Genomic DNA, 21982 nt, shown 5'->3' on the forward strand with positions numbered 1-21982 from the left:
GAGATCCGCAAACAGAACCCCGCCTTCGGCCTGGGCTCCTACACCGAACTCCCCTCCACCAACCCCGCCGTCATCGCCTTCCTGCGCGAATACAAAGACGACCTCGTCCTGTGCGTCCACAACTTCTCCCGCTTCGCCCAGCCCACCGAACTCGACCTCCAGACCTTCGAAGGACGCCACCCCGTCGAGCTCGTCGGCGGCGTCCGTTTCCCGGCCATCGGTGAACTCCCCTATCTGCTGACTCTCGCGGGACACGGCTTCTACTGGTTCCGCCTGCGCGACGACCTTCCTCCGCCCCGTCCGGCGGCCCCCGCCGTGCGCCTCTGAAGGGACGTGTCGCATGCTCGAGACCGCACCGCTCACACAGGACAGCCTCAGCCCGCCCCTGGTGCTGAGGTCACTGGCCGGGCTGCTCCGGGAATGGCTCCCGAAGCAGCGGTGGTTCGCGGCCAAGGGATGGCCCATCACGGACCTCTCCGTGGTGTCGATGACCACGCTGCACCCGGGCTGTCTGCATCTGTTGATCAGCACCCGGCACGACGGGACGACCCCGCACTGCTACCAACTCGTCCTCGGCATCCGCGAGGAACTGCCGCCCCGGCTGCACCACGCGGTCATCGGCAGGCCCACCGCGGGTCCGCTCGCCGGACTCAGCGTGTACGACGCCCTGTTGGACCCCCGCTCGGCCGGGCTGCTGCTCGAACGGCTGCGCACCCCGGGCGCGGCGGGACCGCTGCGCTTCGAGCGCGACGCGGGAAGCGAGGTGCCGGCCGGGCTCACGCCCCGGCTGCTCGACGGCGAGCAGTCCAACACCTCACTGGTCTACGGCAACCGCTTCATCCTGAAGCTCTTCCGCCGCATCCAGTACGGCACCAACCCGGACCTGGAGGTGCCGCGCGCGCTGGCCGGCGAAGGCTGCGCGCGGGTGCCCGCCCCGGTGGCCTGGTTCTGGACCGAGCAGCCGCGCCGGACGACACTCGGCGTGCTTCAGCCCTTCCTGCGCGACGCGACGGACGGCTGGACGCTGGCGCTGCAATCCCTGGACGCGGGCGAGGAGTTCACCGACGAGTCATACGAACTCGGGCGCGCCACCGCCGAGGTGCACCTCGCCCTGGCCCAGGTCTTCGAGCCCCGGCCGCCGGACCGCCGTGAGGGCGCAGAACTGGCCGCCGCGATGGCCGAACGCTTGGAGGTGGCCGCGAGCCAGGTGCCCGCGCTCGCCCCGTACGTGCCGCGGCTGCGCGGCGCCTACGACGTCGTCGCCGCGGGCGGCCGGCACCGGCCCGACCAGCGGATCCACGGCGATCTGCACCTGGGCCAGGTGCTGCGGGCCGGGGACCGGTGGTTCGTCATCGACTTCGAGGGCGAACCGGCCAGACCGCTCACCGAACGCCGGCAGCTGCAGGCCCCGGTGCGCGACATCGCCGGCATGCTCCGCTCGTTCGACTACGCGGCCCATTCCGAGCGCCCCTGGCAGCCGCAGTGGGCGCACCGCTGCCGTGAGGCGTTCTGCGCGGGCTATGCCGCGGCGGCGTCGTGGGACCCGCGCACGGAGAGCGCGCTGCTGCGGGCCCACGAAACGGACCGCGCGGTGTACGAGGCGCTGTACGAGGCCCGGCACCGGCCGGAATGGCTGCCCGTGCCCATGGCGGCGCTGGCCCGGCTGGCGGAGGGCCCATGACCCCCACCCCGGCCACCGCGTCGACGAAACGTTTCTGCTCCCTTGCTCCGCTCGTCCGACGTGCCACTCCCTCGATCCACCGTCCCGCTTACCCCTCGACCCGCCCCCACCCCTCACCAGAGGAGAGCTGAATCCGTGGCCACCACCGATACGTCCGCTCCCGATCCGGCGGCCGCCCTCCTCGAGCGCCCGCGCCCCGCGCGGTCGGTCCGCGCGGTCAAGCGGCGCGCCGGCGGCCGCGACACCCGCCCCGAGGCGCCGCTCGACGCCGTCCCGGCCGAGGCGCCGCTCGACCCCGGGGATCGTGACCGGCTGCTGTCGGGCACGCACCATGACCCGCACGCCGTGCTCGGCGCGCATCCGGTGCCCGGCGGGATCGCCTTCGTGGTCCTGCGCCCGTTCGCCGATGCGGTGCGGGTCGTCGTCGAGGGCGGGCGGAGCCTGCGGCTGAACAGTGTGGGGGACGGCTTCTTCTCGGGCGTCCTGCCCCTGGCCCCGGACGCCCCGGACTCGACCGCTTCCGGCGCTCCGGACCCGGCCGCCTCCGCTCCGGTGGCCCCTGCGCCGGTGGCCCCGATCCCCGCGTACGAGCTGCGTGTGACGTACGAGGGCGGTGAGGTCGAGCTGCAGGACCCCTACCGCTTCCTGCCCGCCCTGGGCGAGCTCGACCTGCACCTCATCGGGGAGGGTCGCCACGAACAGCTGTGGCAGGCGCTGGGCGCGCACCCGATGACCCACCAGGGGGTGCGGGGCACCCGCTTCACCGTCTGGGCGCCGAACGCCCGGGGCGTGCGCGTGTGCGGCGACTTCTGCCACTGGGACGGCACCGCCCACCCGATGCGCTCCCTCGGTTCGACCGGCGTGTGGGAGCTGTTCGTGCCCGGGATCGACGCGGGCACGCTGTACAAGTTCGACGTCACGCGGGCCGACGGCAGCCGGAGCATGCGGGCGGACCCGATGGCGCGCCGTACGGAGGTGCCGCCGGCGACCGCCTCGATCGTGGACGTCTCGACGTACGAGTGGCGGGACGACGAGTGGATGCGGCGGCGCGGCGACGTGCCGGTCCACGAGGCGCCGTTCTCGGTGTACGAGGTCCATCTGGCGTCGTGGCGGCCGGGGTTGACGTATCGTCAGCTGGCGGAACAGCTCCCCGCGTACGTGTCCGACCTCGGCTTCACCCACGTCGAGCTGATGCCCGTCGCCGAGCACCCCTTCGGCGGCTCCTGGGGCTACCAGGTCACCGGCTTCTACGCCTCGACCGCGCGCCTCGGCACCCCCGACGACTTCAAGTTCCTCGTCGACGCGTTCCACCAGGCGGGCATCGGGGTGCTCATGGACTGGGTGCCCGCCCACTTCCCGCGCGACGACTGGGCGTTGGCGGCGTTCGACGGGGAGCACCTGTACGAGCCGGCCGACCCGCGGCGCGCGGAGCACCCCGACTGGGGGACGCTCACCTTCGACTACGGCCGCAAGGAGGTCCGCAACTTCCTGGTCGCCAACGCCACGTACTGGTGCGAGGAGTTCCACATCGACGGCCTGCGCGTCGACGCCGTGGCCTCGATGCTCTACCTCGACTACTCCCGCGAGGAGGGCCGGTGGGCGCCCAACGCGCACGGCGGCCGGGAGAACGAGGACGCCGTCGCCTTTCTGCAGGAGATGAACGCCACCGTCTACCGGCGCTGCCCCGGCGTGGTCACCATCGCCGAGGAGTCGACCGCGTGGGACGGCGTCACCCGGGCCACCCACGAGACCGGCGCCGGCGGCTACGGGGGCCTGGGCTTCGGCCTGAAGTGGAACATGGGCTGGTCGCACGACTCCCTGCAGTACGTCGCGCACGAGCCCGTGCACCGCCAGTACCACCACTCGGACCTGACCTTCGCGATGGTCTACGCGTACAGCGAGAACTACCTGCTGCCCCTCTCGCACGACGAGGTCGTGCACGGCAAGCGCTCGCTGGTCTCCAAGATGCCCGGCGACTGGTGGCAGCAGCGCGCCAACCACCGCGCCTACCTGGCCTACATGTGGGCCCACCCCGGCAAGCAACTCCTCTTCATGGGGCAGGAGTTCGCCCAGGGAGCCGAGTGGTCACAGGAGCACGGGCTCGACTGGGGGCTCCTGGACGAGGCCTGGCCGGCGCGGCCCGATCACCTCGGCGTGCAGGAGCTGGTGGCGGACCTCAACCACCAGTACCGGACCGCGCCCGCCCTCTGGGAGCAGGACACGACGCCGGCCGGGTTCTCGTGGGTCGTCGTGGACGCGGCGCAGGACAACGTCGTGGCCTTCCTGCGGTACGCCAAGGACGGCACCCCGCTGCTGTCGGTGAGCAACTTCTCCCCGGTGGTGCGTCACGGGTACGAGCTGGCCGTGCCGGACTCCGTCGGCGCCTGGCAGGAGACCCTCAACACGGACGCGGCCCGCTACGGCGGCGGCGACGTCCGCAATATGGGTCCGCTGAAGCCCGAGCGGCCGGCGGGCGGCGACGGGCCGGGACGCCTATGTGTGACGCTGCCGCCGCTGGGAACTGTGTGGCTGCGCCCGGCGTGACCGCCGGCCACCGGACGACCGCCGAATCGGGAACCGACACGGAAAGGGGCATCCCATGCCTGCTGGATCCAGCAAGAAGCGCGAACGGCAGTACGAGCACATCAAGGACAGCGCCGAGGACCGCGGAGCGTCCAAGGGGCGCGCGAAGGAGATCGCCGCGCGTACCGTGAACAAGGAACGCGCGCGCTCCGGTGAGTCGAAGACGGCGAGCAAGACCTCGACGCGCGACAAGAAGTCCGCCTCCGAGCGCGGCGGCGAGCGCTCGCACAGCGGGGCCGAGGGCCCGACCCGCGACCAGCTGTACGAGGAGGCCAAGAAGAAGAACATCGAGGGCCGCTCCTCGATGAACAAGAAGCAACTCAAGCAGGCGCTCGGCCGCTGAGCTGCGGCGGCCCCATGTGCGCGACACCGTCCGGGCGGCCGAGCCCCGGGGAGTCTCGGGCCGCCCGCACGTGTCCGTGCCCGACGGGCCGATTACCGCCGTCGCCGCCGCCACCGGCAGGATGAGCGCATGACAGAGATCCGCACGCCCCGCCTCCTCCTGCGCCGCTGGCACGACGACGACCTCGTGCCCATGGCGGACATCAACGCGGACCCCCGCGTCATGCACTGGATCGAGGACGGCTCGGTCCACGACCTGGAGCGCACGGCGGAGGAGATCGAGCGCTGGGAGGACGAGTGGGACGACGAGGGCTTCGGCCTCTTCGCCGTCGAGCTCCTGGCCTCGGGTGAACTGGCCGGCTTCACGGGCCTCACCGTGCCCGAGTTCCTGCCCGAGGTCATGCCCGCCGTCGCCATCAGCTGGCGGCTCGGCACGCCGTTCTGGGGCCAGGGGTACGCGTCCGAGGCCGCCCAGGCCACGCTCGAGTTCGCCCTCCAGGACCGCGGCCTCGACCGGGTCATCAGCATCGACCGCCCGGAGAACCGGCCCTCCGCCAACGTCATCGCCAAGCTCGGCATGACCCCCGAACGCGTCACGGACCACCCGGAGTACGGCTACCCCCTGAGCGTCCACGCGATTGACCTCACGGAGTACGAGGCCTGAGGCCGGGCTGATCTTCGGAGGGCTCGGGCCGGGCCGCCTGGACGGTCTCCGCGGGGCGGCGGGCCATCATGGCGAGTCGCTCGGTGTAGGCGCGCGTGGGGGCTTCGCGACCGATGCCTTCCTGCCACACCTGCCGGCGGGCTCGCCGCTGCCCGGGCCCGGGCGGGGTGAGAGCCCGTCCGGTTGCTCGGTGACGGTTCGGGCCCGACCATGAGCTGGGGGCGTTGTCACGAGCGGAGGGCACCGTGCCATCAGAGGGTGCAGGGCAGCGTGGCGCCGGGCGGCCGCGGGCCGCGATGCGGCGGCGGGCGCAGGAACCGGTCGAGACCGACGACGGGGGCCGGCAAGCGGCCGCGTCCAGGGCCGCCGGCGAGCGTGCCGCGAGTGTGATCGTGAGTGTCGGCAGGTGCACGGCCGCGGAGGCGCGGGACATCCTGCGGAAGATCTCGCTGGCCACGGACATCAAGCCGTTCCACGTCGCCCAGCTGGTCGTCGAGTGGGGCCGCACCGGGTCCCTCTGCGCGGACGTACGGCACGAGCTGGAGCGGCAGTTGCTGCGCCACTCCGGGGCCCGCGAGGCGATCTGAACGCCGGTCCGCCGCCCGTTTCCCGCCGGCCGTCGGTTGCGTACGCCTGCTCCTCCTCGCAGAACTGCTGAAAGTTTCTCACCGCACCTACTTCCCGGCCAGTGGGGCGGACGGCGCCAGAGACACATGAGCGACGTGTTTCCGCGTCCGTTCGGGCGGTTACCCGCCGTGCGGACCGACGTGGACGCCGCGCGGTACGCGTGCCCTCGCCCGGTTCCGGTTGTCGGTCGGCGCGACAGAGGGGTGAATGAGGTCATGGATGTCGTCGGTCTGGAGCGAGCGCTGCGCGAGCAGGTCGACGGCGAGGTGCGCTTCGACGCGGGCAGCCGCGGCGCGTATGTGACGGACGGTTCCAACTACCGGCAGGTGCCGATCGGCGTCGTGGTGCCCCGTACGGTCGAGGCCGGGGCGGAGGCGGTCGCCGTCTGCGCCCGGTTCGGGGCCCCCGTCCTCTCCCGAGGCGGCGGGACCAGCCTGGGCGGTCAGTGCACCAACACCGCGGTCGTCATCGACTGGACCAAACACTGCCACCGGCTGCTCTCGGTCGATCCGGAGGAGCGGACCTGTGTGGTCGAGCCGGGTCTGGTGCTCGACGAGCTGAACAGGCAGCTGGACCGGCACGGCCTGAAGTTCGGCCCCAAGCCGTCCACGCACAGCCACTGCTCGCTCGGCGGCATGATCGGCAACAATTCGTGCGGCGCCTCCGCCCAGGCGTACGGCAAGACCGTGGAGAACGTACGGCGCCTGGAGATCCTGACCTACGACGGCGCCCGGATGTGGGTGGGCCCGACCACGGACGCGGAGTACGAGGAGATCGTCGCGGGCGGCGGGCGGCGCGCCGAGCTGTACCGGGGCCTGCGCGAGATCATCCAGAGCTGTCTGGCGGACGTGCGGCAGGGCTTTCCGCGGATCCCCCGGCGGGTGTCCGGCTACAACCTGGACTCCCTGCTCCCCGAGAACGGCTTCGACGTGGCCCGCGCCCTGGTCGGCAGCGAGGGCACGCTCGTCACCGTCCTGCGCGCCGAGCTGGAGCTGGTGCCGGTCCCGTCGACGGAGGCCATGCTGGTCCTCGGCTACGACGACATCTGCGCCGCCGCCGACGACGTGCCGCGGCTCCTGGAGCACAGCGCCCCCACCCAGTTGGAGGCCATCGACGACCGCATGGCCCAGCTCATGCGCGAGGAAGGCGCTTACCTCGACTCGCTCGACAACTTCCCGGCGGGCGAGAGCTGGCTGTTGCTGCAGTTCACCGGGGACAGCCGGGACGAGGTGGACCAGAAGGCCCACGCGCTCCTGGAGGCACTGGGGCGCGGCGAGAAGGACGACACCGTGGCGTTCTCCGACGACCACGACCGGGAACAGCGGATGCTGAAGGCCCGCGAGGCCGGGCTCGGCGTCACCGCGCGGCCGCCCGACGGGCGGGAGACCTGGGAGGGCTGGGAGGACTCCGCGGTCCCGCCGGAGCGGCTCGGCGACTACCTGCGCGACCTCAAGGACCTCTTCACGGAGTTCGGCTACGGCCGGCCGTCCCTGTACGGGCACTTCGGGCAGGGGTGTGTGCACACGCGGATCCCCTTCGAGCTCACGACCGCGCAGGGGCTCGCCACGTTCCGCGCGTTCCTGTTCCGCGCCGCAGACCTCGTCTCCTCGTACGGCGGATCCCTCTCCGGGGAGCACGGCGACGGGCAGGCCCGCGGGGAGCTGCTGCCGCGCATGTACGGGCCCCGCGTAATCGAGGCGTTCGGGCGGGTCAAGGCGCTCTTCGACCCCGACGACCGGATGAACCCCGGCAAGGTGGTCGCACCGCACCGGGTGGACGAGAACCTCAGGCTCGGCGTCGACTGGCGCCCCGCCACCCCGGACACCCACTTCGGCTACCCCGACGACGACCACTCCTTCACCCAGGCGGTGAAGCGCTGCGTCGGCATCGGCAACTGCCGCACCCACCAGGGCGGTGTGATGTGCCCGTCCTACCGGGCGACCGGCGAGGAGGAGCACTCCACCCGGGGCCGGGCGCGGCTGCTGTTCGAGATGCTGGGCGGCCACGCCGACTCGCCGGTCACCGACGGCTGGCGCTCCACCGAGGTGCGCGACGCGCTCGACCTCTGTCTGGCCTGCAAGGGGTGCAAGTCCGACTGCCCCACCGGGGTCGACATGGCCACGTACAAGGCCGAGTTCCTCTCCCACCACTACGCGAAACGGCTGCGGCCCGCCGCGCACTACTCCATGGGGTGGCTGCCGCTCTGGGCCCGGCTCTCCGCGCTCGCCCCGCGGCTGGCCAACGCCGCGCTGCACGCTCCGGGACTGGCCCGGGCCGGCAAACGGCTCGCGGGCGTCTCCGGCGAGCGGGACGCACCCGTGTTCGCCGAGGAGAACTTCGTCCAGTGGTGGCGGCGGCGCGCGGCGCCCGAGCCCGACCCGCACGATCCGCGCACCGTCGTGCTGTGGCCGGACACCTTCACGACGCACTTCCACCCGGCCATCGCCAAGGCCGCCGTGCGGGTCATGGAGGACGCCGGCTTCCGCGTCGCGGTGCCCACCCGGGCCGTCTGCTGCGGCCTCACCTGGATCTCGACCGGCCAACTCGGCGTCGCCGAGCGGGTGTTGCTCCGTACGATCGAAGTCCTCCGCCCGTGGATCGAGGCCGGCACCCCGGTGGTCGGCCTGGAGCCGTCCTGCGCCGCGGTCTTCCGCTCGGACGCCCCGGAGCTGCTGCCCCACAACGAGGACGTGCACCGCCTCGCCCGGCAGTTCAGGACCTTCGCCGAACTCCTGGTCGACGACGCCCCCGACGGCTGGCGACCCCCGCGCCTCGCACGCCTCGCCACCGTGCAGACCCACTGCCACCAGCACGCCGTACTCAAGGACGACGCGGACCGGGAGCTGCTGCGCCGCGCCGGCATCGAGGCCGACGTCCTGGACGCCGGATGCTGCGGCCTCGCCGGCAACTTCGGTTTCGAACGCGACCACCACGACGTGTCGATGGCGGTCGGCGAGCTCGGCGTGCTGCCCGCGGTGCGCGAGGCCGCGCCCGGCGCTCTGGTCCTCGCGGACGGCTTCAGCTGCCGCACCCAGATCGAGCAGGGCGGCACCGGCCGCCGCGCGATGCACCTGGCCGAAGCCTTGGCGCTCGCCCTGGACGGCCCGCTCCCGGCCGACCGGCCCGAACGGCTCATCGCCCGCCCCACCGTGCCGCGCTCGGCGCCGCGCCTGGTCACCGCGGCCGTGACCGCCGCCGGTGCGGGCGCCGCGATCGGCGCGACCGCGCTGGCCCGCCGACACCGACATCGCCGCTGACCGGCCCCTTTCCGCAGGGCCCCGCACCGCCCAGCTCAGCCCTCCCAGGAAGGAAGCACCCGTGTCCATGAAAGTCTCCGATTACATCCTCCAGCGTCTGCGCGAGTGGGACGTCGAGCGCGTCTTCGCGTACGCCGGAGACGGCATCAACGGCCTGCTGGCCGCCTGGGGACGAGCGGACGACAAGCCCCGGTTCATCCAGTCCCGGCACGAGGAGATGTCCGCGTTCGAAGCCGTCGGCTACGCGAAGTTCTCCGGCAAGGTCGGGGTGTGCGCGGCGACGTCGGGCCCGGGCGCGATCCACCTCCTGAACGGCCTCTACGACGCCAAGCTCGACCACGTGCCCGTCGTGGCCATCGTCGGACAGACCAACCGCACCGCCATGGGCGGCTCCTACCAGCAGGAAGTCGACCTGCTGAGCCTCTACAAGGACGTCGCGTCCGACTTCTGCGAAATGGTGACGGTCCCCGAGCAGCTCCCCAACGTCATCGACCGGGCCATGCGCACCGCCTACGCGCGCCGCACGGTGACCGCGATCATCGTCCCCGCCGACGTGCAGGAACTCGACTACTCGCCGCCGACCCACGCGTTCAAGATGGTGCCCTCCAGCCTGGGCATGGCCTCGTACGCGCCCGTCCCCGCCCCGGCCGAGATCACCCGCGCCGCCGAGATCCTGAACGCGGGGGAGAAGGTCGCGGTGCTCATCGGCCAGGGCGCCCGCGGGGCCCGCGCCGAGGTCGAGGTGCTCGCCGAGACGCTGGGCGCCGGGGTCGCCAAGGCGCTGCTCGGCAAGGACGTGCTCCCCGACGACCTGCCGTACGTGACCGGGTCCATCGGGCTGCTCGGCACCCGCCCCTCGTACGAGCTCATGCAGGGCTGCGACACGCTGCTCGTGATCGGCTCCAGCTTCCCGTACAGCCAGTTCCTGCCCGAGCTCGACCAGGCCCGCGCGGTGCAGATCGACATCGACCCGCACATGATCGGGCTGCGGTACCCCTTCGAGGTCAACCTGGTCGGTGACGCCAAGGAGACGCTCAAGGCCCTGCTGCCGCAGCTCAAGAAGAAGAAACACGGCTCCTGGCGGAAGAAGATCGAGAAGGACACCGCACGCTGGTGGGAGGTGATGGAACGGCGCGCCGCGGTGGAGGCCGACCCCATCAACCCCGAGTACGTGGTGCACGCGCTGGACGCCCTGCTGCCGAACGACGTGATGCTCGCCGCCGACTCCGGCTCCGCCGCGAACTGGTACGCACGCCACCTGCGCATGCGCGGCATAATGCGCGGCTCCCTGTCCGGCACCCTCGCCACCATGGGCCCCGGCGTCCCGTACGTGATCGGCGCCAAGTTCGCCCACCCCGACCGCCCCGCCATCGCCATCGTGGGCGACGGCGCCATGCAGATGAACGGGCTCGGCGAGCTCATCACGATCGCCAAGTACTGGCAGGAGTGGCGCGATCCGCGCCTCGTCGTCGCCGTCCTCAACAACCAGGACCTCAACCAGGTCACCTGGGAGATGCGCGCGATGTCCGGCGCCCCGCAGTTCCTGCCCTCGCAGTCGCTGCCCGACGTGCCCTACGCCGACTTCGCCACCTCCATCGGGCTCGGCGGGGTGCGCGTCGAGAAGCCGGCGGACGTGGAGGCGGCCTGGCACCGGGCGCTCGGCAGCGACCGGCCGTTCGTCATCGACTTCCGCACCGACCCCGCGGTGCCGCCGATCCCGCCGCACGCGAGCCTGGACCAGATCGAGGCCGCAGCCTCGGCCGTCGTGAAGGGCGACAGCGACCGGGTCGGCATGATCCGGCAGGGCCTGAAGGCGAAGGTCCAGGAGATGCTGCCCGGACGCGGCTCCGGCGGCGGCTCCGGGACGCGCGGGGGAGCGGACGGCGCATGAGCCCTGGTGCCCGCCCCGAGGCGGATCCGTCGGTGGACGGTGTGGACGTGAGCGTCTACACCGTGCCCACCGACGCGCCGGAGGGCGACGGCACACTGACCTGGAGCTCCACCACCCTGGTCCTGGTGCGGGCGCGCAGCGGCGACACCGAAGGGCTCGGCTACACCTACGGGGCTCCGGCCACCGCGCGTGTCGTCAGTGATCAGCTCGCGCCGGTGGTGACCGGACGGTGCGTGTGGGACGTGTCCGCGGCGAACGAGGCCATGCACCGGGCGCTGCGCAACGCGGGCCGCCCGGGTGTGGCCGCGGGCGCGCTCTCCGCCGTCGACGTCGCGCTGTGGGACCTCAAGGCGCGTGTGCTCGGGCTGCCGCTGGTGCGGTTGCTGGGGGCGAGCCGGACGCGGGTGCCGGTGTACGGCAGCGGCGGCTTCACCACGTACGACGAACGACAGCAGGACCGCCAACTCCGTACCTGGGTGGAGGAGTTGGGCATTCCGCGGGTCAAGATCAAGGTGGGGGAGTCCTGGGGCGAGGAGGAGCGGCGGGACCGCGCCCGGGTGGCCGAGGCCCGGCGCAGCATCGGTGACGGCGCCCGGCTGTACGTCGACGCCAACGGCGCGTACTCCGTCAAACAGGCCGTCCGTGTCGCCCGCCACCTCGACGACCAGGGCGTCACCTGGTTCGAGGAGCCGGTCTCCTCGGACGACCTGACGAGCCTCGCGCGGATCCGGGCCGCGGTCACGCCGGAGGTCGCCGCGGGCGAGTACGGCTACACCCTCGCCTACTTCGGCCATCTGCTCGACGCGGGCGCCGTCGACTGTCTCCAGGCCGATGTCACCCGGTGCGGCGGCATCACCGTATGGCTGCGCGCCGCCGCGCTCGCCGAGGCCGCAGGGCTGCAGATCTCCGGGCACTGCGCCCCGCACCTGCACGCCCACCCGGCCGCCGCCGTGCCCAACACCCGCCACCTGGAGTGGTTCCACGACCACACCCGCATCGAGCGGCTGCTCTTCGACGGCGTCCTCGATCCGGCCGGCGGGTCGATCCGGCCGGGCGCCTCCGGCGAGCCGGGACTCGGCCTGACCTTCCGGCACCGGGCGGCCGAGCCCTACCGCATCTCCTGACCCGCGATCCCCTCGCCCCCTCGACCTCCTGCCCCTTCGACCCCTCGCCCCTTCGACCCCCGCACCGAGCCCGACCGGAGAGGACCCCCACCATGCCGACGCCGAACACGAGCGACACCGGCCCGGAGTTCCTTCCGCACGTACTGCGCGAGTACGCGCTGCTGGCCGACGGCGAACGGGGCGCCCTGATCGGACCGCACGGGGACATCTCCTGGATGTGCGCGCCCCGCTGGGACTCCGACGCCGTCTTCTCCTCGCTCGTCGGGGGCAGCGGAACCTACGCCGTCACCCCGCTCGACCCCCGGCACGTCTGGGGAGGGTTCTACGAGACCGGCAGCCTGATCTGGCGCAGCCGCTTCATCACCGGCGAGGGACCCGTCGAATGCCGGGAGGCCCTGGCCTTCCCCGGCGAGCCCGAGCGCGTCGTGCTGCTGCGCCGGGTGCTCGCCACCGACTGTCCGGCACGGGTCAGGGTCGTACTCGAACCCCGTGGCGCGTTCGGCGGCGACAGCAGCAGCCACATCCGGCAGCACGACGGGGTATGGACGGGCAAGACCGGGCCGCTGCACTGGCGCTGGACCGGCGCCGCAGCGGCGCGGACGAGCCGTGACCCGGACGGCAACGGCGAACTGCTCACCTTCGAGCTGACCGTGCCCTTGGGCGGCCACCACGACTTCGTCCTCGAACTCTCGCCGCACACTCTCCCCGGCGACCCGGTGGACGCCGACACGGCGTGGGCCGCCACCGAGGCCTCCTGGGCGCGGGCCTGCCCCAAGCCGCCGGAGACCCTCGCCACCCGCGACGCGCACCACGCCCTCGCCGTCCTGCGCGGCCTCACCAGCAGCGGTGGCGGGATGGTCGCCGCCGCCACCATGTGCCTGCCCGAACGCTCCGGCGCCGGGCGCAACTACGACTACCGCTACGCGTGGATCCGCGACCAGTGCTACGCGGGCATCGCCGCGGCCGGAGCCGGCGCCACCGGCCTCCTCGACTCCGCCGTCGGCTTCGTCGCGGGCCGGTTCCTGCAGGACGGCCCGGAGCTCAAACCCGCCTACACCGTCACCGGCGGCCCGGTGCCCTCCGAACAGACCCTGGACCTGCCCGGCTACCCCGGCGGCACCGACAAGATCGGCAACTGGGTCAACCAGCAGTTCCAGCTCGACGCGTTCGGCGAGGCCCTCCAACTCCTCGCCGCAGCGGGCCACGTGGACCGACTCGACTCCGACGGATGGCGCGCCGTGCAGACCGGCGTCAGCGCCGTCGAACAGCTGTGGAACAGGCCCGACGCGGGCATCTGGGAGATCGACGACCGGCCCTGGACGCACTCCCGGCTCAGCTGCGTCGCCGGGCTGCGCGCGATCGCCGGACTGCCCGGCGCCGGCCGCCAGGTCGCCCGCCTCACCTCGCTCGCGGACGCCATCCTCGCCGAGACGTCCCGCACCTGCCTGCACCCCGACGGCCACTGGAAGCGGTCCCCGGACGACCCCGGCGTCGACGCGGCGCTGCTGCTGCCACCGGTCCGCGGCGCGCTGCCGGCCGACGATCCCCGCACCCTCGCCACCCTGCGCGCCGTACGGCAGGAACTGGTCCGCGACGAGTACGTCTACCGCTTCCGGCACGACCGGCGCCCCCTGGGCGAGGCCGAGGGCGCGTTCCTGCTGTGCGGGTTCATGATGGCGCTGGCCGAGCACCAGCAGGGCCACACCGACCGCGCTCTGCGCCTCTTCGAGCGGAACCGGGCGGCCTGCGGACCGCCCGGGCTGTTCTCCGAGGAGTACGACATCATCCAGCGCCAACTGCGCGGCAACCTCCCGCAGGCCTTCGTCCACGCCCTGCTCCTGGAGTGCGCAGGGCGCCTCACCGAGGACCCGCTGCCCCGATCCCAGCGCCGGCCCGTGTGACCAACCCGCACCACCGCCTCCCCCCGGAACCACCTGAAAGGACCGTCACCGCGATGCCCCAGAACGTAGTGATCACCGGCGCGAGCGCAGGCGTCGGCCGCGCCACCGCCCAGCACTTCGGCCGGCGGGGCGACAACGTCGTTCTGCTCGCCAGGGGAGAGGCGGGGCTGCGGGACGCCGTCCGCGACGTCGAGGAGGCCGGCGGCACGGCACTGGCGATCCCCACCGACACGGCCGACCACGCGGCGGTCGAGGCGGCGGCCACCCGGGCCGAGGAGCGGTTCGGACCCATCGACGTCTGGATCAACGTGGCGTTCACCTCGGTGTTCGCGCCGTTCGACGAGATCGGGGCGGACGAGTTCCGCCGGGTGACCGAGGTGACCTACCTCGGCTACGTGCACGGCACGATGGTGGCGCTCGACCGGATGAAGTCCCGGGACCGCGGCACGATCGTGCAGGTCGGCTCGGCGCTGGGGGCGAGGAGCATCCCCCTGCAGTCCGCCTACTGCGGCGCCAAGCACGCCATCAACGGCTTCACGGAATCGTTGCGCTGCGAACTGCTGCACCAGCACAGCAACGTGCGCGTCACCGTCGTCCAGCTGCCCGCCGTGAACACCCCCCAGTTCTCCTGGGTCCTCTCCCGGCTGCCCCGCCACCCGCAGCCCGTCCCCCCGATCTACCAGCCGGAAGTGGCCGCCCGCGCCATCGCGTTCGCCGCCGACCACCCCCGGCGCAAGCAGTACTGGGTGGGCGCCAGCACCGTCGGCACGATCCTCGCGCAGAAGTTCGCGGCCCCCCTCCTCGACCGCTACCTCGCCCGCACCGGCTACGACTCCCAGCAGACCGACGAGCACGTACCGGAGCGCCCCGGCAACCTGTGGGAACCCGTCGACAAGGCCGGCGCCGACGACCACGGAGCGCACGGCGCCTTCGACGCGCGCGCCCACGACCGCAGCCCGCAGCTGTGGGCCTCCCACCACGCCCGGCTGCTCTCCGCCCTCGGCGCGGCCGCCGTCGTCGCGGCGGGCGGAGCCCTCGCGGGCCGCACCCGGCGGCGGTGACGCCCGCGCCCCACGAGCCCGGCCCGATCCACACGTGAGGCCCTAGCCCAACCAGGTCCAATCTGCCCCCCAACCCTCGCCCGCCCGGTGCGTCCCGGCGGCCGGTGCGCGCCGACCCGACGATGTTGGTGCCCGGCGTGCGTGCCGGTGGGTGACCTCGGCACCGTACAGGTACCAGAGCGAGGGAGCCCACGATGCCGGAACTGTTCGTCGACGGGGAGTGGACCGGAGCCGTCCAGGGAGCGCGGCGGGATGTGGTCAACCCGTACGACGCCTCCGTCATCCAGCAGGTCGACGACGCCGACGAGACGGACGTCGATCACGCCGTCCAGGCCGCCCGGCGCGCCTTCGACCGCGGCGACTGGTCGGGGGCGCCCACCCGGGAGCGGGCGGACGTGCTGCTGAGAGTGGCCCGGTTCCTGCTGCGCGACCAGGAGGAGATCGCCCACGTCGAGTCCCTGGACACCGGCAAGACGCTCGCCGAGGCACGGATCGACGTCGAGGACGTCTCGAACGCGTTCCGCTACTTCGGTGAGATCGCCGACAAGGACGGCGGCCGCGTCGTGGACGTCGGCCCCGACGTGCTCAGCCGGGTCACCTACCACCCCATCGGGGTCTGCGCGCTCATCGCACCGTGGAACTACCCGCTGCTGCAGGCCTCCTGGAAGGTCGCCCCGGCCCTGGCCGCGGGCAACACCTTCGTGCTCAAGCCCAGCGAGACGACGCCGCTCTCCACGATCCACATGATGCGGCTCATCGCCGAGGCGGGCGCCCCCGCGGGCTCCGCCAACCTGGTGCTCGGCCCGGGCGCCACCGTCGGCGCGGCCATGTCCGCCCACCCCGAGGTGGACCTGGTCTCCTTCACCGGCGGGCTGGCCACCGGCCGCCGCATCATGGAGGCCTGCGCGCCCGGCGTGAAGAACATGGCGCTGGAACTCGGCGGCAAGAACCCCAACGTCGTCTTCGCCGACTGCGACTTCGAGACCGCCGTCGACCACGCGCTGGAGGCCTCGTTCCTCCACTCCGGACAGGTCTGCTCGGCCGGCTCCCGGCTCATCGTCGAGGACTCCCTGCACGACCGGTTCGTGGAGCGCCTCGCCGAACGCGCGAGCGCCATCCGGCTCGGCAACGGCCTCGACCCGCAGACCGAGAGCGGCCCGCTCAGCTCCGCGGAGCACCGCGAGAAGGTCGAGAGCTATCTGGAGATCGCCCGGGACGACGGCGCCCGGCTCGTCTGCGGCGGCCGCCGCCCCGACGACCCCGAGCTGTCCCGCGGCTTCTTCCTGCTGCCCACCATCTACGCCGACTGCGACCGCTCCATGCGCATCGTCCAGGAGGAGGTCTTCGGCCCGGTGGTCACGGTGGAACGTTTCCGTACCGAGGAGGAGGCCGTCGAACTCGCCAACGACACGCGCTACGGCCTGGCCGGCGGCCTCTGGACCAACGACGCGAGCCGCGCCCAGCGGGTCGCGGCCGCGCTGCGGCACGGCACCGTCTGGATCAACGACTTCCACCCCTACGTGCCGCAGGCCGAGTGGGGCGGCTTCGGCCGCTCCGGCTTCGGCCGGGAGCTCGGGCCCACCGGCCTGCGCGAGTACCAGGAGGCCAAGCACATCTACCAGAACCTGAGGCCGGCTCCCGGCGGCTGGTTCCAGGGCTGAGCGGGCAGGGCGAGAGAGAGGGCGACGCATGCGCGACGAGACGACCACCTACGACTACGTGATCATCGGCGGCGGTACGGCGGGCTCCGTACTGGCGGCCCGGCTGAGCGAGGACCCCGGCTGCCGGGTGTGCGTGGTGGAGGGCGGACCGAGCGACGTCGGCGACGACCGCATCCTGCGGCTGCGCAACTGGATCAACCTGCTCGGCGGCGAGTTCGACTACGGCTACACCACCGAGGAGCAGCCCCGCGGCAACTCCCACATCCTGCACTCCCGGGCGCGCGTGCTCGGCGGCTGCTCCTCGCACAACACCCTCATCAGCTTCCTGCCGTTCCCGCAGGACCTCGAGGAGTGGGTGCGGATGGGCTGCGAAGGATGGGATCCGGAAACGATCCTGGCGTACCGGACGAGACTGCAGAACAACATCGTGCCGGTCGGCGCGGCCGACCGTAACCCGATCGCCCAGGACTTCGTCGCGGCGGCCACCGCGCGGCTCGGCGTCCCGGTCGTCGAGGACTTCAACGCCCGTCCCTTCACCGACGGCGCCGGGTTCTTCTCCCTCGCCTACGACCCGGAGACCAACAAGCGCTCCTCCGCGTCGGTCGCCTACCTCCACCCGATCATGGACCGCCCCAACCTGACGCTCCGTCTGGAGACGTGGGCGTACCGGCTGTTGCGCGACGAGGAGGGCCGCTTCACTCGGGTGCAGGTGCGCAACCCCGACGGCTCGGAGTCGACCCTGGAGGCCGAGGCGGAGGTGCTGCTCTGCGCCGGCGCCATCGACACGCCACGGCTGCTCATGCTCTCCGGCATCGGCCCCGCCGATCACTTGCGGGACGTGGGCATCGAGGTCAATGCGAATCTGCCGGGGGTGGGCGAGAACCTCCTCGACCACCCCGAGTCGGTGATCGTGTGGGAGACCCGCGGACCGCTGCCGCCCAACTCCGCCATGGACTCCGACGCCGGACTCTTCCTGCGCCGCGACGCGGACGGCGGACCGCGCCCCGACCTGATGTTCCACTTCTACCAAGTGCCGTTCACCGTCAACACCGAACGGCTCGGCTACCCGGTCCCCGAGCACGGCGTCTGCATGACACCGAACGTGCCGCGCGCCCGGTCCACCGGCCGGATGTGGCTGCGCAGCGCGGACCCGGCGGACAAACCCGCCCTGGACTTCCGCTACTTCACCGACCCGGAGGGACACGACGAGCGCACCATCGTCGACGGCCTGAAGATCGCCCGCGAGGTGGCCGCCACCGCCCCGTTCAGCGACTGGCTGCTGCGCGAGGTGGCGCCGGGCCCCGACGTCCAGTCGGACGAGGACCTCTCGGAGTACGGGCGCCGCGCCGCGCACACCGTCTACCACCCGGCGGGAACCTGCCGGATGGGGGCCGAGGACGACCCGATGGCGGTCGTCGACCCGCAGTTGCGGCTGCGCGGGCACGACGGGCTGCGCATCGTCGACGCGTCGGTCTTCCCGACCATGCCGACCATCAACCCGATGGTCACCGTGCTGCTCGTGGCCGAGCGCGCGGCCGACCTCATCAGCGCCCGGCCGGCCCCCGAGCCGCTGGCCGCGGAAGGGGGGATCCAGTGACCGTTCCCGGCACGCCGGACGGCACCGCGGACGCGGCGCCCGGCGAGGAGAAGTCGGAGTTCCGCAAGGAGATGGGCCCCTGGGCGAACTTCGCCCTCGGGTTCACCTACCTCTCGCCGGTGGTGAGCACGTACACCCTCTTCGGCACGGCGCTCGCCGACGGCGGCCCGCCGATGATCTGGGCCTTCGTGATGGCGGGCTGCGGGCAGTTCCTCGTCGCCCTGGTCTTCGGCGAGGTCGTCGCGCAGTACCCGGTCGCGGGCGGCGTCTATCCGTGGGCGCGCCGGCTGTGGGGCGTGCGCTGGGCGTGGATGACCGGCTGGGTCTACATGTGGGCGCTGCTCGTCACGATCACCAGCGTCGCCTACGGCGCGGGCCCCTACATCGCGATCCTGCTCGGCTTCCGGCCCACCGTGCACACCACCGTGCTCTGCACGGTCGCGCTGATCGTCATCGGCGTCCTCATCAACTACGCCGGTACGAAGGCCCTTTCCTGGGCGGCGCTGATCGGCTTCAGCGCGGAGCTGCTCGGCGCGCTGGTCGTCGGCGTCATCCTGCTCACCACCCACCGCTTCCACGGCCTCGGCGTCCTCTTCGACGACTACGGCGCGGCCGGCGACAGCTCCTACCTGCCCGTCTTCCTCGGCGCGGCGATCATCGGCTTCTACCAGTACTACGGCTTCGAGGCGTGCGGCGACGTCGCCGAAGAGGTCAAGCATCCCGGCACGGTGATCCCCAAGGCGATGCGCCGCACCATCTACGTCGGCGGGATCGCGGCGACGTTCACCTGTCTGACGCTGCTCCTCTCCGTCGTCGACTACCGGGCGGTGATCTCGGGCAAGGACACCGACCCGGTGGTCAACGTCCTCTTCGACGCCCTCGGCGAGGCGGGCGCGCGCACCGTGATGGCCGTCGTCCTCATCTCCTTCCTGTCCTGCACGATCAGCCTGCAGGCCGCCGCGGGCCGGCTGATCTACTCCTACGCCCGCGACGAGATGATCGTCGGGCACCGGCTGCTGCGGAAGTTCTCCGAGGCCCGCGCGGTCCCGCCGTACGCGCTGCTGCTCGCCGCGGTCCTGCCCGCACTGATCGCCTTCGGCTCGCTGATCTCCACGGACGCCCTGACGAAGATCGTGTCCTTCGCGATCCTCGGCATCTACGCGGCGTTCCAGATGGTCGTCCTGGCCGCGCTGCGGGCCCGCCTCAAGGGCTGGAAGCCGAGCGGCGAGTACCGGCTCGGGCGGTGGGGCATGGCGGTCAACATCGGGGCGCTCGCGTACGGCATCTTCGCGATCGTCAACATCGCCTGGCCGCGCACTCCCGAGGCCCCTTGGTACGACAACTGGATCGTGCTCCTGAGCGGCGGTGTCGTGATCGGCGCGGGCCTGGTGTACATGTTCACCACCCACCACTACGGCCGCAGCGACGCCCCTTCGGGCAACGCGGTGCCGGACTAGAGCTCGTCACCCGGGGGCGGCCCGGGGAACGCGTCCCGGGGGTCCCAGACCCGTACCGCGGGCCTGGGACCCCCGGGAATCGCGGGTTACTCCGCGGGTGCGAGGTCGGTGATCTTCTGGGTCCTGAGGTCCGACTGGACCTTGATCTTGCTGACCTCGGCGCTCGGGCCGTCGCTCCAGGTGAGCGTCACCAGAGAGGTGGCGTGGCCGGCGCCGGAACCCGTGTAGGTGACTTTCCACTTCACCGGCACGTTCTGCGCGAACAGAATTCCGTCGGCGTGTTCCTTCTCCTCGAACGCGGCGACCTTCTTCTGTGCTGCGGCGCTCAAGTAGAAAGCGCGCAATGCCTTGGCCTGGCCGCCCGCCGCCGGGTCCTCGTTCGCCCATACGGAGTCGATGTAGGCGCCGTAGAAGTTGGCGACGCGGTCGGTGGTGCTGCGCGGGTCGCCCGTCTTGGCGGCGGGCGCGGCGGCCGCGCTGTGGGCGGTCGTCGCCGGGTGCGACGACGTCCCGGCCAGCGCGGGCGTGACGACGGCGACCGAGAGGGCGGCCGCGGCGGCGGTGGCGGCGAACAGGACGGTGCGCTTGCGGGAGGTGCGAGAGGTGCGCGTGGTGTGAGGAGCGCGAGCGTTCATGTGAGTGGAGCCTTCCCCGTTTATCTCGGTCCCGCACAAAGGGTGCGGTCGATGGTGCCGATGACGCCGGTTAAGACAGCGTCGGCGCCGGGTCAGTTCCCGAATTCCGGGTATTTTCCTCGGGAAAATCCGAACGGGGGAATCGGATAAAGGTTGTACGGAGAAAAGGAAAATGGAGGCAAAGCGTTGCGCCGCCTCCGTGCGGGATCCCTCGGCAGGGGTGGTGCGGGTCGCCCGCGTACGTGGGCGACCCTTGACTACGGCTTCGCCGAGCCCTTACGCCGCCGCGGGATCGACGCGGTAGACGCTGCCCCCGATGTCGAGCACGTACAGCTCGCGGTGGCCGCCCTGCACGAACGAGACGACCTCGCCGCCGTTGACCCCGAGATCGCTCACGCCGGTCACCTTGCCGTCCTTCAACCGGAGCGTGCGCAGGGTGCCGTCGCAGTAGTCGCTGTAGACGTACTGACCCCTGAGCGCCGGAATGGTCTTGCCCCGGTAGACGAATCCGCCGGTCACCGAGCAGCCCAGGCCGGTGCGGTCGTACTCGTGGACCGGCGGCACGTGGTCGGCGGGCTCGGTGCCGTCACGGAACGGGTGCGTGCCCTCCATCTGGGACCAGCCGTAGTTCTCGCCGCCCCGGCTGCGCGCCGGGGCCCAGTCGATCTCCTCCCACGCGCTCTGGCCGACGTCGCCGATGAGCAGGTCGCCCGTGCCCGCGTCGAAGGAGAACCGCCACGGGTTGCGCAGCCCGTACGCCCAGATCTCGGGCCTGGCCTTCGGGTCGTCCACGAACGGGTTGTCCGGCGGGATCGCGTACGGCTTGCCGCCGCTCGGGTCGATGCGCAGCAGCTTGCCGAGCAGGGTGCCGAGGTTCTGCCCGTTGCCGTGCGGGTCACCGCCCGAACCGCCGTCGCCGAGCGCGATGTAGAGGTAGCCGTCGGGGCCGAACTTGATGTCGCCGCCGTTGTGGTTGGAGTACGGCTGCGTCTGGGTGAGGACGGTGCGCCGGGTGGCCGGCTGGATCTTGCCCTTCCGTACGGCGAACTCGTCCACGGTGCTGGTGCCTTCGAGGTTCGTGAACGAGATGTAGAAGTGCGCGAAGTCGTCGTCGAACGCGACGCCGAGCAGGCCGCGTTCGCCGTCGGTGGTGGTCTCGGCGGAGATGTCGAGGACGGGCTCGCCGAGTCCTTGCTTGCCCAGGACCCGTACGGTGCCCGCGCGTTCGGCGATCCAGACCGTGCCGCCGGGGCCGGCGGTTCCGGCGGACGGGTTATTGGCCATGGCCACCTTGGTCAGCGCGACCTTCGCCGGCCGGTGTTGGGCCGCGGGCTCGTCGGCGGACGCCGTGGTCAGGGCGAGGGAGGCGACGAGGCAGAGGGCGCCGACGATCGCCGAGCTTCTGGTGCGAACTTTCACCGTGATCCTCCTGGAGGCGGCGAACGGGGGGAGTTCACCCGGCTGCTGGGGGAAGTGCGGGGTGGTGTCGCCCGCGCCGGCG

16 protein-coding genes are annotated in these 21982 nt (G+C 72.1%); 14 read left to right on the forward strand and 2 right to left on the reverse strand.

Features of this window, described 5'->3' with window-relative positions:
- The 14 genes from ACZ6CV_RS23900 to ACZ6CV_RS23965 form a co-directional block, all read left to right on the forward strand.
- Positions 1–327, forward strand: a 327-nt coding sequence (locus ACZ6CV_RS23900; protein ID WP_358779408.1) for an alpha-glucosidase C-terminal domain-containing protein, incomplete at its 5' end; no start/stop codon positions are given.
- A gap of 13 nt (positions 328–340) precedes the next feature.
- Entirely contained in the window at positions 341–1681 is a 1341-nt protein-coding gene (locus ACZ6CV_RS23905) for a maltokinase N-terminal cap-like domain-containing protein (protein ID WP_469252762.1), read from the forward strand.
- A 135-nt stretch (positions 1682–1816) separates the two neighbouring features.
- Positions 1817–4225 carry a 1,4-alpha-glucan branching enzyme gene (glgB, locus tag ACZ6CV_RS23910; protein WP_469252763.1) on the forward strand — a complete coding sequence of 803 codons (2409 nt, stop codon included), beginning with the start codon at positions 1817–1819 and terminating at the stop codon, positions 4223–4225.
- Between the two features lie 55 nt (positions 4226–4280).
- Positions 4281–4607, forward strand: coding sequence for a plasmid stabilization protein (locus ACZ6CV_RS23915; RefSeq protein ID WP_469252764.1), 327 nt, complete (start codon positions 4281–4283; stop codon positions 4605–4607).
- A gap of 129 nt (positions 4608–4736) precedes the next feature.
- Positions 4737–5270, forward strand: coding sequence for a GNAT family N-acetyltransferase (locus tag ACZ6CV_RS23920; protein ID WP_469252765.1), 534 nt, complete (start codon positions 4737–4739; stop codon positions 5268–5270).
- Between the two features lie 392 nt (positions 5271–5662).
- A complete protein-coding gene (locus ACZ6CV_RS23925; protein WP_469252766.1) occupies positions 5663–5857 on the forward strand; it encodes a hypothetical protein in 195 nt (64 codons plus the stop codon).
- 255 nt (positions 5858–6112) lie between these two features.
- Positions 6113–9154 carry an FAD-binding and (Fe-S)-binding domain-containing protein gene (locus tag ACZ6CV_RS23930; protein WP_469252767.1) on the forward strand — a complete coding sequence of 1014 codons (3042 nt, stop codon included), beginning with the start codon at positions 6113–6115 and terminating at the stop codon, positions 9152–9154.
- Between the two features lie 67 nt (positions 9155–9221).
- Complete coding sequence (locus tag ACZ6CV_RS23935) at positions 9222–11045, forward strand: thiamine pyrophosphate-requiring protein (RefSeq protein WP_469252768.1); 1824 nt, start codon at positions 9222–9224, stop codon at positions 11043–11045.
- A complete protein-coding gene (locus ACZ6CV_RS23940) occupies positions 11042–12169 on the forward strand; it encodes an enolase C-terminal domain-like protein (protein ID WP_469252769.1) in 1128 nt (375 codons plus the stop codon). The genes ACZ6CV_RS23935 and ACZ6CV_RS23940 overlap by 4 nt, the downstream gene beginning before the upstream one ends.
- A gap of 92 nt (positions 12170–12261) precedes the next feature.
- Positions 12262–14070 (forward strand): glycoside hydrolase family 15 protein, encoded by a 1809-nt coding sequence (locus ACZ6CV_RS23945; RefSeq protein WP_469252770.1) that lies wholly within the window; start codon positions 12262–12264, stop codon positions 14068–14070.
- Between the two features lie 53 nt (positions 14071–14123).
- Positions 14124–15131, forward strand: a complete 1008-nt coding sequence (locus tag ACZ6CV_RS23950; RefSeq protein WP_469252771.1) for an SDR family oxidoreductase — start codon at positions 14124–14126, stop codon at positions 15129–15131.
- Positions 15132–15325: 194 nt separating this feature from the next.
- Positions 15326–16792, forward strand: coding sequence for an aldehyde dehydrogenase family protein (locus tag ACZ6CV_RS23955; protein WP_358709338.1), 1467 nt, complete (start codon positions 15326–15328; stop codon positions 16790–16792).
- A gap of 28 nt (positions 16793–16820) precedes the next feature.
- Positions 16821–18389, forward strand: a complete 1569-nt coding sequence (locus tag ACZ6CV_RS23960; RefSeq protein ID WP_469252772.1) for a GMC family oxidoreductase — start codon at positions 16821–16823, stop codon at positions 18387–18389.
- Positions 18386–19846, forward strand: coding sequence for an APC family permease (locus ACZ6CV_RS23965; protein ID WP_469252773.1), 1461 nt, complete (start codon positions 18386–18388; stop codon positions 19844–19846). Before ACZ6CV_RS23960 ends, ACZ6CV_RS23965 begins: the two co-directional genes overlap by 4 nt.
- A gap of 86 nt (positions 19847–19932) precedes the next feature.
- On the opposite strand, the gene ACZ6CV_RS23970 is transcribed toward ACZ6CV_RS23965, so the two are convergent.
- The gene (locus ACZ6CV_RS23970) at positions 19933–20481 is read right to left on the reverse strand and encodes a hypothetical protein (protein ID WP_362373695.1); all 549 of its coding nucleotides are present in this window, start codon (positions 20479–20481) and stop codon (positions 19933–19935) included.
- A gap of 276 nt (positions 20482–20757) precedes the next feature.
- Positions 20758–21900, reverse strand: a complete 1143-nt coding sequence (locus ACZ6CV_RS23975) for a PQQ-dependent sugar dehydrogenase (RefSeq protein WP_469252774.1) — start codon at positions 21898–21900, stop codon at positions 20758–20760.
- Positions 21901–21982: the final 82 nt, after the last annotated feature.

The sequence above is a fragment of the Streptomyces sp. NPDC041713 genome (assembly GCF_055591085.1).

What these genes read in the sequence shown, in the direction of transcription:
- ACZ6CV_RS23905 (WP_469252762.1), top strand. Translation starts at nt 341, where the DNA reads ATGCTCGAGACCGCACCGCTCACACAGGACAGCCTCAGCCCGCCCCTG.
- ACZ6CV_RS23915 (WP_469252764.1), top strand. Translation starts at nt 4,281, where the DNA reads ATGCCTGCTGGATCCAGCAAGAAGCGCGAACGGCAGTACGAGCACATC.
- ACZ6CV_RS23920 (WP_469252765.1), top strand. Translation starts at nt 4,737, where the DNA reads ATGACAGAGATCCGCACGCCCCGCCTCCTCCTGCGCCGCTGGCACGAC.
- ACZ6CV_RS23930 (WP_469252767.1), top strand. Translation starts at nt 6,113, where the DNA reads ATGGATGTCGTCGGTCTGGAGCGAGCGCTGCGCGAGCAGGTCGACGGC.
- ACZ6CV_RS23935 (WP_469252768.1), top strand. Translation starts at nt 9,222, where the DNA reads ATGAAAGTCTCCGATTACATCCTCCAGCGTCTGCGCGAGTGGGACGTC.
- ACZ6CV_RS23940 (WP_469252769.1), top strand. Translation starts at nt 11,042, where the DNA reads ATGAGCCCTGGTGCCCGCCCCGAGGCGGATCCGTCGGTGGACGGTGTG.
- ACZ6CV_RS23945 (WP_469252770.1), top strand. Translation starts at nt 12,262, where the DNA reads ATGCCGACGCCGAACACGAGCGACACCGGCCCGGAGTTCCTTCCGCAC.
- ACZ6CV_RS23950 (WP_469252771.1), top strand. Translation starts at nt 14,124, where the DNA reads ATGCCCCAGAACGTAGTGATCACCGGCGCGAGCGCAGGCGTCGGCCGC.
- ACZ6CV_RS23955 (WP_358709338.1), top strand. Translation starts at nt 15,326, where the DNA reads ATGCCGGAACTGTTCGTCGACGGGGAGTGGACCGGAGCCGTCCAGGGA.
- ACZ6CV_RS23960 (WP_469252772.1), top strand. Translation starts at nt 16,821, where the DNA reads ATGCGCGACGAGACGACCACCTACGACTACGTGATCATCGGCGGCGGT.
- ACZ6CV_RS23970 (WP_362373695.1), bottom strand. Translation starts at nt 20,481, where the DNA reads ATGAACGCTCGCGCTCCTCACACCACGCGCACCTCTCGCACCTCCCGC.